The 11303-nt window shown below is 73.0% G+C and carries 8 protein-coding genes; 2 read left to right on the top strand and 6 right to left on the bottom strand.

The genetic code is table 11. The features are described from left to right. Position 1 precedes the first annotated feature (1 nt). The 4 genes from IO33_RS0134120 to IO33_RS0134105 all read right to left on the bottom strand — a co-directional run bounded on the left by IO33_RS0134120 (position 2) and on the right by IO33_RS0134105 (position 4207). Positions 2-2221 (bottom strand): NHLP family bacteriocin export ABC transporter peptidase/permease/ATPase subunit, encoded by a 2220-nt coding sequence (locus IO33_RS0134120; protein WP_031172287.1) that lies wholly within the window; start codon positions 2219-2221, stop codon positions 2-4. Continuing rightward, the gene (locus tag IO33_RS0134115; RefSeq protein WP_031172285.1) at positions 2218-3024 is read right to left on the bottom strand and encodes an HlyD family efflux transporter periplasmic adaptor subunit; all 807 of its coding nucleotides are present in this window, start codon (positions 3022-3024) and stop codon (positions 2218-2220) included. Before IO33_RS0134115 ends, IO33_RS0134120 begins: the two co-directional genes overlap by 4 nt. 99 nt (positions 3025-3123) lie before the next feature. After that, positions 3124-3339 carry a hypothetical protein gene (locus tag IO33_RS0134110; protein WP_031172283.1) on the bottom strand — a complete coding sequence of 72 codons (216 nt, stop codon included), beginning with the start codon at positions 3337-3339 and terminating at the stop codon, positions 3124-3126. A 454-nt stretch (positions 3340-3793) separates the two neighbouring features. After that, the gene (locus IO33_RS0134105; protein WP_031172282.1) at positions 3794-4207 is read right to left on the bottom strand and encodes a PaaI family thioesterase; all 414 of its coding nucleotides are present in this window, start codon (positions 4205-4207) and stop codon (positions 3794-3796) included. A 184-nt stretch (positions 4208-4391) separates the two neighbouring features. Between IO33_RS0134105 and IO33_RS0134100 the strand changes: the two genes are divergently transcribed. After that, positions 4392-5867 carry a S1 family peptidase gene (locus IO33_RS0134100; protein ID WP_031172280.1) on the top strand — a complete coding sequence of 492 codons (1476 nt, stop codon included), beginning with the start codon at positions 4392-4394 and terminating at the stop codon, positions 5865-5867. 260 nt (positions 5868-6127) lie between these two features. On the opposite strand, the gene IO33_RS0134095 is transcribed toward IO33_RS0134100, so the two are convergent. After that, a complete protein-coding gene (locus tag IO33_RS0134095) occupies positions 6128-8278 on the bottom strand; it encodes a SpoIIE family protein phosphatase (protein ID WP_425347990.1) in 2151 nt (716 codons plus the stop codon). Between the two features lie 323 nt (positions 8279-8601). Here IO33_RS0134095 and IO33_RS0134090 point away from each other — a divergent pair, with 323 nt between their 5' ends. After that, a complete protein-coding gene (locus IO33_RS0134090) occupies positions 8602-9210 on the top strand; it encodes a response regulator transcription factor (RefSeq protein ID WP_031172277.1) in 609 nt (202 codons plus the stop codon). Here IO33_RS0134090 and IO33_RS0134085 read toward each other — a convergent pair whose 3' ends face one another. Then, complete coding sequence (locus tag IO33_RS0134085; RefSeq protein WP_280921914.1) at positions 9211-11247, bottom strand: ATP-binding cassette domain-containing protein; 2037 nt, start codon at positions 11245-11247, stop codon at positions 9211-9213. It lies immediately after the preceding gene. Between the last annotated feature and the right edge of the window lie 56 nt (positions 11248-11303).

Raw genomic sequence — 11303 nt, 5'->3', positions numbered from 1 at the left:
CTCATCGCTCCCTGACCAGTGCGGCGTACGCGCCACCGCGCGCCACCAGCTCCTCGTGCCGCCCGCGCTCGACGACCGTGCCGTGCTGCAGCACGACGATCTCGTCGCTGTCGCGGACGGTGCTCAGCCGGTGTGCGATCACCACGCAGGCACAGCCGCGCCGGCGCAGGTTGTCCATCACGACCAGTTCGGTCTCCGCGTCCAGCGCGCTGGTCACCTCGTCCAGCACCAGGATGCTGGGCCGGCGCACCAGCGCCCGCGCGATCTCCAGCCGCTGGCGCTGCCCGCCGGAGAAGTTGTGGCCGTCCTGCTCGACCCTGCTGTGGATACCGCCGGGCCGGCGCGTCACCACGTCGTACAGCGCCGCGTCCTTGAGCGCCTCCACCACGGCCTCGTCCGGGATCGACGGGTCCCACAGGGCGATGTTGTCGCGGACCGAGCCCTCGAAGAGGAACACGTCCTGGTCGACGAAGGAGACGGAGGCGGCGAGCGCGCCACGCGGGATGTCCTCGAGGCGGCGGCCGTCGATACGGATCACCCCGTCCCACGGGGTGTACAGGCCCGAGATCAGCCGCGACACCGTGGACTTGCCGCTGCCCGAGCCGCCGACCAGCGCCACCTGCTGCCCGGGGCCCACGGTCAGGTCGAAGCCGGTCAGCAGCGGCTGGTCCAGCGGGCTGTAGCCGAAGGTGACGTTCTCCAGCTCGACGTGCCCCTGCAGCCGGCGCGTGGAGTCGGCGCCGCCGGGGCGGGCGTAGAGCGGGTCGGCCTGGAAGTTCTCCACGTCCTTCAGCCGGGCCACGTCGGCCGCGAAGTCCTGGATGCGGCCCGCCACGCCGTTGAGCCGGGTCAGCGGCGCGGTGAAGCGGGTGACCAGTGCCTGGAAGGCGACCAGCAGACCCACCGAGATATGCCCCTCGACCGCGCGCAGGCCGCCGATCCACAGGATCAGCGCGCTGTTGAAGGTGGCGAGGGTGGGGGCGACCACACCCAGCCAGGCGCTCGGCACGCCGAGCCGCTGCTGTTCCTCCAGCGTGGTGGCGTGCTGCCCCGCCCACTTGCGGAAGTAGCCGTCCTCACCGCCGGTGGCCTTCATCGTCTCGATCAGCTGGAGACCGGTGTACGAGGTGTTGGTCAGCCGTGCCGTGTCGGCCCGGAGCTTCGCCGTACGGGTCGCGCGCAGCCGTACCACCAGCCGCATCGCGACCACGTTCAGCAGGGCCACGCCGATGCCGACGCCCGTCAGCTGCGGGTCGTAGGTGTAGAGCAGCACCGCGTACAGCACGACGACGATGGCGTCCACGCCCGCCGCCGCGAGGTCGCGGGCCAGGGTCTCCGCCACCTGGTCGTTGGACTGCAGGCGCTGCACCAGGTCGGCGGGGGAGCGCTGGGCGAAGAACGTCACCGGCAGCCGCAGCAGATGGCGCAGGAACCGGGCGCTGGAGAGGGTGGAGGAGATGATCCGGCCGTGCAGCAGGTTGGCCTGCTGCAGCCAGGTCAGCGCCAGCGTGAGCAGCACGCAGGTGGCCATCGAGGCGAACAGCACGCCCAGCAGGGAGGTCTGGCCGCCGATGAGGAACGTGTCGATGTAGGTGCGGCTGAGCGCGGGCACCGCGGCGCCGACCGCGACCAGCAGGAGACTGGCCAGGACGGCGGCGGGCAGGGTGCCCGCGGTACCGCGCAGCCGGGCAGGCATCGCGCCGAGCACGCCGGGCTTGCGCCCGCCCTTGGTGAATCCGTCGCCCGGCTCCAGTACCAGCACCACACCGGTGAAGCTGCCGTCGAACTCCTCCATGGGTACGAACCGGCGGCCCTTGGCGGGGTCGTTGATGTGCACGCCCCGGCGGCCGAAGCGGCGGCCCATGCCGTCGAAGACGACGTAGTGGTTGAACTCCCAGAACAGGATGGCCGGTGCCCGTACCTCGGCGAGTGCGGCCAGGTCCATCTGCATGCCCTTGGCGGTGAGGCCGTAACCGCGGGCCGCCTTCAGCAGGTTGGAGGCGCGCGAGCCGTCGCGGGAGACCCCGCAGGCGATACGCAGTTCCTCCAGCGGGACGTGCCGGCCGTAGTGCGCGAGAACCATCGCCAGCGAGGCGGCGCCGCATTCGACGGCCTCCATCTGGAGCACGGTGGGCGTACGGACCGTGCCGCCACGGGGCTTGGGGACCGGCCGTTTGGCCGGGGCGGCGCGTCTGCGGCCGCGTTCCTGCGTGGTGGTCACGGGAGCAGCCAATCGACGGGACGCTGGTCGGCCAGCTTGATGGAACCGGAGGCGAGTGTCATGGAGTCGAGCCGGAACGGCGGTCCGTCGGTGGTGGACCAGCGGTAACCGCTCTTCGTGTCCGGTGAGGCGTCGAGCGCCACCAGGACGGCCACCGGGCGGCCCTTGCGGGTGAACTGCTCGCCGAGCTGGCTGTCGCCGAGGAACGCGGAGATCGACTGGGCGGACTGGGCGGTGCGGTCCACGGACTTCACCCGGCCGCGCAGCACGCCGTACGTCTGCGTCGGCACCGAGGAGACGGTGAGGTCGACCAAGGCGTGCGCAGGGATGGCGGCGGCGTTCTCGGCGGGGACGTACACGGTCGCGTACAGCGGGTCGGAGGCGTGGGCGGCCTTCTCCACGGCGGCGACGTTCGTGCCGGTCTGGATGATCTGCCCGATGGTGGCGGCGAGCGTGGTGACGCGGCCGGCGGCGACCGTGCGGACCACGGAATCGCCCTGACTCGTACGGACTTTGAGGACGGGCGCGTTCGCGGGCAGCCGCTCGCCCTGTCTGGCGAGGACGGCCGTCACCTGGCCGGACACCGGGCTCTGCAGCAGATAGCTGCCCTGCCCGTGGGTGAGGACGGCCGGTGCGCTGACCGTGGAGGCGACCGAGCCGGTCACGGCCCAGACGGAGGCCGCCGCCATGACGACGACGGTGACGCCCAGGGCGAGCCAGCCCTGCGGCCGGGCCAGCCGCACGGGAAGGTCCAGCTCTTCGGGCGACTGGAGCTTGGCGAGGGCCTGTTGGCGGAACTGCACGGGACTTCCCTCACCTGTGGGGGAGACGCTGCTGTTTCAGGGCACCGGCAAGTCCCGGAGCCGAGGGACGGCTCCGGGACTCGACGACGCAAGGCGCGATCAGAGACCGGCGACCAGGTCGGTGACCGGCTGAACGTTCAGGCCGGTGACGCCCTGGACGGTGCCGATGGCGGTGTTGACCACGCCGGAGACCGGGGCGATGCCGTTGACGGCGCCGGTCACGGTGTTGAGGGCGTTCACGGACAGGCCGCCGGAGACGTTGTCCAGCTCGGCGTCCGAGATCTCGACGGTCTCAACCTGGGGGGTGGAGTTCATGGTGGAACTTCCCTTCCTGATGGGTGTTTCACAAGGGGGGAGCGGCCCCCTCTGGGGACAGACGGACGGCCGCGACCGCGGGGGGCCGGGCCCCTGTCTCCAGGAGCCCGCCGCAACCCCGCGATGCGATGGATCAAAGCACGCACGCGGGGCGCGCTTCCAATCAACCAGGGCTCTCACCTGCGCACTTGATGGGCGTGGGGGGTCATCCGTGCAGGCGTGCGCACGCGATGTCGGCGACTCCTTCACATGCGGCACGGCTTCGGTGTGTCCGGCCCCTTGCCTGCCGGGCGGCGAATCCGGCACTCCTCGCCAATGGAGTGCCGGGGGGCGCGCGGATGTGCAGATCCCCGGTCGGCAGTGACTTGGTTGAGTATTCAATGTGTAGATTCCCTGAAGCAGGGATTCCACATCGTGCTCGGAACGGACCGTTACTGATCGGTAGCGGAACGTGTCAGACCAGGATCGCGTACACCGTGCTCGCCCGGGCCGCGAGCGCCCCCGAACCGGCGTCGCTCATCGTGATGTCGGCGAACGCCATCCGGCGGCCCAGCTTCGTCAGCACCGCTTCGATCCGGACATCGGAACCGGTCACCGCCCGCTGGAACGACGTCGACTGCTGAACCGTCGTCATCGGCACGAAGCCGCCCCGCGCGGCGGACACCGCGATCACCGTCGCCGTGTCGGCGGCCGCCATCAGCGCCTGTCCCGACAGCCCGCCGCCCTCCCGGGCCAGCCGCTCGGACCAGGGCAGTCGCAGCACGGCCCGGTCCTCGCCCACCGCCTCGACGGTCAGGGCGAGGTCGAGCACCCACGGGGCGAAGTTCGCGGAGAGGATCTTGTCGGCTTCGGCGGGGGTCATCGTCATATGGGGGATTGTTCCCGGCCGCCCGCCACCACACGCGGAGCATGGCCGATTCGCCCGCCCGGTACGGCTGTTGGGAAACGGAATTGAACACACCGCGCGGCCGGCGCGTACGTACGGCCATCCAGGCGCCCCGAAACGAACTGCCCGTCAGTGGCAGACCCCCGTCCCCAGGAGGTCGAGAAGTTTGAGTCACAAGCGAATGCCCAAGCGCAAGGTCGCGATAGCGGTGGGCGGTGTCGCGGCGCTCGGAGCAGCGGCCATCCTGCTGCCCAACGCCAACGCGTCGCAGGACCACGGCAACCAGGCCGCGGGCGTCACCGGCAGCGCGAAGACCCTGAAGGCCACCCAGGCCTCGAACCTGGCCGCCCAGCTCGAGAAGGCCCTCGGTGACGCCGCCGCCGGCTCGTACTACGACGGCGCCAAGCAGCAGCTGGTCGTCAACGTCGTCAGCGGCGACAACAACGTGATCGCCCAGGCGAAGAAGGCCGGCGCGGTCGTCCGCCAGGTGAAGAACAGCACCCGCGCCCTCAAGAGCGCCGCCGGCACGCTGAAGACCAAGGCGACGATTCCCGGCACCTCCTGGGCCGTGGACCCGCGCACCGACAAGATCCTGGTCACCGCCGACTCCACCGTCACCGGCGCCAAGTGGAACAGACTGCAGTCGACGGTGCAGAGCCTCGGCTCCGGCATGGCGACTCTGAAGAAGTCGGCCGGCAGCTTCAAGACCTTCGTCTCGGGCGGCGACGCCATCTTCTCCCAGACCCAGCAGGGCGGCGTGCGCTGCTCCCTCGGCTTCAACGTCACCGCCTCCGACGGCAGCCCCGCCTTCCTGACGGCCGGTCACTGCGGAGTCGCCGCGAAGGACTGGTCCGACTCCCAGAACGGCCAGCCGATCGCGTCCGTCGACCAGGCCAAGTTCCCCGGCAACGACTTCTCGCTCGTCAAGTACACCGACGCGAACACCCAGGCGCCCAGCGAGGTCAACACCGGCAACGGGCAGACCGTGCAGATCACCCAGGCCGCCGACGCCACCGTCGGCGAGACCGTGTTCCGCATGGGTTCCACCACCGGTCTGCACGACGGCCAGGTCACCGGGCTCGACGCCACCGTCAACTTCGCGAGCGAGACGAACCCCGGCGGCACCGACACCGTCAACGGCCTCATCCAGACCAACGTCTGCGCCGAGCCCGGCGACAGCGGCGGCTCCCTGTTCACCCAGGACGGAGGCGCCGTCGGCCTCACCTCCGGCGGCAGCGGCGACTGCACCAGCGGCGGCGAGACCTTCTTCCAGCCGGTCACCGCGGCCCTGCAGGCCACCGGCGCGACACTCGGCAACGGCGGCAACGGCGGCAACGGCGGCAACGGCGGCAACGGCGGCAACGCGGGCAACGGCGCGGGCGACCAGTCCGGCTCCGCCGACCCGTCCGCCTCCGCCGGTGACCAGTCCGGTGCGGGTGACCAGTCCGGCTCCGCCGACCCGTCCGCCTCCGCCGGTGACCAGTCCGGTGCGGGTGACCAGTCCGGCGCGGCCGACCCGTCCGCCTCGGCGGGTGACCAGTCCGGGAACGGCGTCGGCACCGGCGAGCAGTCCGGCAGCGGGAGCGACCAGTCCGGCGCCGGCTCGCCGAACGACGGGTCGTCCCTGACCAGCACGCGCTGAGCGCTCCGCCGGCAGAGCAGCGACGGGGTGGGTGCCGCGCCGGGCCGTCTTTCGGCAGCGGCACCCTCGTGGCCGGTCGTGCCCACGCGACCGAGCCGCCCGTCCGGAACCCCGCGCCCCGCAGGGGCACCGCCCACCCCTTCTCTCCCCGCCGGCCTCACCCGCGGTTCCGGCCGACGGGGAACGGTCCGGCCCTCCGGCGGGAGGGCCGGACCACCTCACCCGGCCCGCCCGCGCCCGGCCCGGTCGGTCGTGTCGCGTCAGGGCTCGCCGTGGGCCCGCAGCAACAGCACTGCCACGTCGTCCACCCGCTCACCGGTCGCCGCGCCGTGCCGGACGACGTCGTCCGCCAGTTGCTCCAGCGGCCGGTCGCCGGTCTCCGCCAGCAGTTCGCCGAGTCCGGCCAGCGCGTCCTCGATGTCGGTGCCGGGGGCCTCCACCAGACCGTCGGTGTACAGCACGAGCACCGAACCGGGAGCGAGATCCACCTCGGTGGTCGGATACACCGCGGCCGCGTCGATCCCGAGCAGCGGGCCGCCGGCCAGATCCAGCACCCGCACCCGCCCGTCCGGCCGTCTCAGCAGCGGCGGCGGATGTCCCGCCCGAGCCATCACCGCCCGCCCGCGCACCGGGTCCAGCCTCAGATACAGACAACTGGCGAACAGCTCGGCCCCCAGGTCGATCAGGAGCCGGTTGGTGCTGCTCATCACCTCGTGCGGCGCCTGCCCGACCGTGGTGTACGCCCGGACACCGGTACGGATCTGTCCCATCAGGCCCGCCGCGGCCACGTTGTGCCCCTGCACGTCCCCGATCACCGCCGCCGCCAGCGGCAGCGTCGGCACCAGATCGTAGAAGTCGCCGCCGATGTCCATGCCCTGTGTGGCCGGTACATAGCGGGCGGCCGCCTCGATGCCGGGCGGCGGTGCCAGCGAGTGCGGCAGCAGAGCCTGCTGGAGCCCGTGCGCGAGCCGGTTCTTCGCGTCGTAGAGCAGGGCCCGTTCCAGCGCCTGCGCGATCAGCCCGCCGAGAGACGTCAGTACGGCCCGCTCGTCGGCCGGGAAGACATGCGGCTCGGCGTAGGCCAGCACACACGTGCCCACCGGCCGCCCGGACGCGATCAGCGGCAGGTACGCCCAGGCCGCGAAGCCGTCCGGGGACTCGTACCTTCCCGGATACAGCCGCTCCAGCTGCTCCCGGGAGTCGAAGAACGCGGGCACCCCGCTGTGCAGCGCCTGGGTGCCGGGGGTCCGCTCGGTCAGCGGCAGCCCGTGGAACCGCTCCACGGTGTGCTGATCGGGATACCCGCGATGCCCCAGCACGTGCAGCCGGCCGCCCTGCGAGCCGAGGATCATCATCGCCTGGCTGCCCACCGCCGCAGCCACCTCGGTCCAGACCAGCTGCACCACGTCCTGCACCCCGACCGCCTCGGTCAGGGCGCCCGCGAGGCCCAGCACCTGGGAGATCGTCACCAGCCGGGACGGGGACGCGCCCGCCCGCGGTGTCGCGCGCGCCATCTCCGCCACCGCCCGGGCCCGGCTGATCCGCACGCTCAGCCCGGTCGTGCTCGGATACATGCGGAACGACAGCCACTCGCCCGGCGGGCGCAGCGCCACGAACGACGTCACCTGCTGGCTGACCAACGCCCCGCGGTACCGGTCCTCGTACATCGGGTCGTTCAGCCACGGCACCGACACCCACGGCAGCGTGCCGAGCAGTTCCCCGACCGGTCTGCCGAGCAGCTCGGCGGCGGCCGTGTTGAGGAACCCGATCCGGCCGTGCAGATCCAGCGACACCAGCCCGTACGGCAGCCGGGACACCATCCGTGCCGCCTCCACCGAGCCCAGCGTGTCCGCCACGCCCGCCACCGGCTCCGTCATCACGTCGGTCTCGTGTCCGAGCGGCCGGTTGTCCCGCGCGGCCCCCTCCAGCCGCAGCGCCAGCCGGTCACAGGCGGCCCCCAGCTGGTCCCGCTCCGCGTCGGACAACTCCGGCGCATGCGCACCCGGCCAGGTGACGAACACCGCGCCGTACAGCCGGTGCTCCGTCGCCACCGGCAACGCGGCCAGGGAGAACGGGTACGCCAGCACCACCGCGATCCGGGGATAGCGGCGGGCCATCTCCTCCTCGCCGCCCACCCACACCAGCCGCCGCTCGCGTGCCGCGTCGGCGACGGGGATCGGCGCGCTCAGCCCGACCCGCTGCCAGGGCGCCGCGAAGGCACGGGGCATCCCCGCCATCACCGCCATCTCCAGGACCGGCTCGTCGGGCCTGAGCAGATACACCGCGCCGGAGTGCGCGCGCACCGCCTGCATCATCGATACCAGGGCAAGCGACAGCACCGGCTGGACGTCCGGCATCCCGTCGGCCGCCGGTGCCGGTCCCGGGCCCGGTCCGTCGGACACGCCGACCACCTCCTCGTACGGCCGTGTCGCGCATCCCGGGGACAAGATTCCCTCGCGGGGGCGCGCCGCGCGCGGCGAGCGCCCCGGCCGCGGGCCGCGGCCCGCTCGTGGCGGATGCCTCCGGATACCCGCTTCGCCCGTACCCATGCCCGAGTGACGGATGCACGCACGGCGTACGGGCGCCTCATGTGCGCCCCCGCGCACCCTGATGGCCGAATCTGCGCGCCCGCGAACGGTACGGGCGCCCAAGAATGGGCACGCGCTGTCCCATGCCGCGGTCATGGCACGGGCGACGACGATCATCGGGCGTGGGACGACCAAGGGGGCGGGCAGTGATCCGGGTGCTTCTGGTGCACGACGCGTGTCTGGTGCGATCGGTCCTGGCGGAGTGGCTGCGCCGGGAGCCGGGGCTGGACGTGGACGACACGCCGTGGCGGAGTGCCGCCGCCCGGATCCGGTCCTTATGCCCGGACGTCTGCGCGGCGGACCTCGAGTGTACGGACGGGCAGGGGGTGCCGCCGCTCGGCGACCTCTGTCCGCCCGGAACCGGCGGCAGGCCCCCGGCCCTGGTGGTGCTGGCCCAGGCGAACCGCCCGGGGCTGCTGAAGCGGGCCGCCGAGGCGGGCGCGCTCGGCTTCGTCGACAAGGAGGGTTCACCGGACCGGCTGCTGCGTGCCATCCGGTCCGTCGCTCAGCGGGAACGTTTCGTCGACGCCTCGCTGGGCTTCGGCTTCCTCAAGGCGGCCCAGATGCCGCTGACCAGACGCGAGCTGAGCGTGCTCTCGCTCGCGGCCGCGGGCGCCTCGATCGCGGAGATCGCCGGCAGCCTGCACCTGTCCCACGGCACGGTCCGCAACTACATGGCGGCGATCACCCGCAAGACCGGCGCGCGCAACCGGATCGACGCGATCCGCATATCGCAGGGTGAGGGGTGGGTGTGACTAGCCCGGCAGGGGCGCCGGGCCCGCCGTCCAGCCCCCGACCAGGTCCTGGTACAGATCAGAGCCGCGCAGGAGTTCGCCGTGGGTGCCGCAGGCGGTGCGCGCGCCGTCCATGACGAGGATCCGCTCGGCGCGGCGGGCGGAGCTGATCCGGTGAGCGACGACGACCAGTGTCCCGCCCGGGCGCGCCGCGAAGGCCCGTTCGGCGCGCGCTTCCGCCTCCGGGTCCAGATGGCAGGTCGCCTCGTCCAGCAGGGCCAGCGGGGCGGGGGAGAGGTAGGCGCGGGTCAGCGCGATCAGCTGCCGCTCTCCTGCGGACAGCTCCGCCGGGGCGACCGGGGCACCGGGTCCGCCCAGTGTCTCCAGCAGCGGGGTGAGCCCGATCGCTTCGGCGGCGGTGAGGAGTTCGGCCTCCGGCACGGGATCGTCGCGGAAGAGGGCCAGGTTCTCGGCGAGGGTGCCGGTGGTGACGTAGGCCTCCTGCGGGATGAGCACGGTGGCCTGCGGCGCGGGCACGGGACGGCCGTACACACGGATGGTGCCGTGCTGCGGGATGAGCAGCCCGGCGACGAGACCGGTGAGCGTCGACTTGCCGATGCCGCTGGGGCCCACGACGGCCAGGTGAGCACCTTCCGGGAGGGCGAGGTCGAGGCCGTTCAGGACGGGGGTGCTGGCGGGGCCGTAGGCGAAGGTGACGGAGGTGAGGGAGAGGGCTGGCGGGGCGTGCGGTCGTCGTGCCGGCTTCCGCTCGTGGTTCCGTGCGTCGTCCCGTGCGTCGTTCCGTGCGTCTGAGGAGGGGGGAATCGGGGCTTCGCGGTGTCGGGGCGTTCGGGTCAGCCTGCGCAGTACGACCGTCAGGCGGGCGCCGCTGGTGCCGAGGCCGTGGACGAGGGCGTTCAGGGCGGGGAGCAGGGACTGGGTGATGTAGGCGAGCGCGCCGAGCAGGGCGCCCGGGGTGACGCCGTGACCGAGCAGCCAGGGCGCGGTGACCAGCAGCAGTACCGCCGGCAGTTCGCCGCCGACCGCCGGCGCGGCCACGCGGGCGACACTCCAGCGGGCCAGGGCGCGGGCGGCCCGCAGCTCGGCGTCGGTGCGTGCGTCGACGGTGTCGGCGACCCGGTCCTCGGCACCGGCCGCGGTGACGTCGCGCAGCGCCGGGACCAGCGCGCCCAGTTCCTCGGCCAGTGCCTCGTCGGCGGCGAGGAAGGCCTCCTGGCGACGGGCCAGCGGCCTGAGTGTCGCGGCGAACAGGGCCACGCCGGCGAGCAGCGGAGGAAGGACGACCGCGAGGAGCAGCGGGGCCAGCGAGAACAGCCCGATCAGGGCACCGGCGGCGGTGAACAGGAAGGAGCGGGTCACCATCACGACACCGGCGAGTGTGTCCCGGGCGATCTCCACCTGCTGGGTGAGCCCGGACAGCGCACCCGCGTCCGCCTCCCGCACACCGCGCGCGACGACCGCGGTCACCAGCCGGTCCCGGGCCGGCTCGACCAGCGCGGCGACCACGCCGTACACCCGCCCGGTCCCGTACGCCCCGGCACACACGGCGAGCCCCGCGGCCCCCAGCCACAGCAGGCCGGTCCGTGCGTCACCGGCGAGGAACCCGGCGTCCAGGGCCCGCGCGAGGGCGTATCCGACGACGAAGGTCTGTCCCGCCTCCAGCACCGACCAGGCGCCGAGCCGTACCAGCGCCCGCCACCGCTCCCGCAGAAACCGGCGGAGGCCTCGGCCGGACGCGTTCGCCGGGTCCCGGTCGTGGTCCGCCGTGTCCGTCGGGTGCTGGTCCCGGCCGGGCATGTCCGCCGGGTTCCGGCCCGGGGCGGGCGCCTCGGTCGGGTCCTGGTCCCGGCCGGGCGTGGCGGCCGGGTTCCGGTCCGGGCCGGGCGCGCGTGCCGACGTCCCGTCCGGGGTGGCGGCGCCCGCCGACCGGGACTCCCGGTGGGGGGCGTTCGCAGGGTGCTGGTCCCGGCCGGGCGGGTCCGCCGCGTGTCGGTCCCGGTCCGGTACGTCCGGCGCGTCCCGGTCGGTGCCAGACATGTCCGCCAGGTCACGGTTCCGGTCCGGGGCGGGCGTGTGCGGCGGCTGCCTTTCCG

It is taken from the genome of Streptomyces durhamensis (genome assembly GCF_000725475.1).
Taxonomy (GTDB): domain Bacteria; phylum Actinomycetota; class Actinomycetes; order Streptomycetales; family Streptomycetaceae; genus Streptomyces; species Streptomyces filipinensis.
The sequence above is the reverse complement of the archived record's forward strand: the minus strand, read 5'-3'. Positions and strand labels throughout refer to the sequence as shown.

Excerpts from the sequence above, each read along its gene's own strand:
- IO33_RS0134110 (WP_031172283.1), bottom strand. The coding sequence starts at position 3,339 with ATGAACTCCACCCCCCAGGTTGAGACCGTCGAGATCTCGGACGCCGAG.
- IO33_RS0134105 (WP_031172282.1), bottom strand. The coding sequence starts at position 4,207 with ATGACGATGACCCCCGCCGAAGCCGACAAGATCCTCTCCGCGAACTTC.
- IO33_RS0134085 (WP_280921914.1), bottom strand. The coding sequence starts at position 11,247 with ATGTCTGGCACCGACCGGGACGCGCCGGACGTACCGGACCGGGACCGA.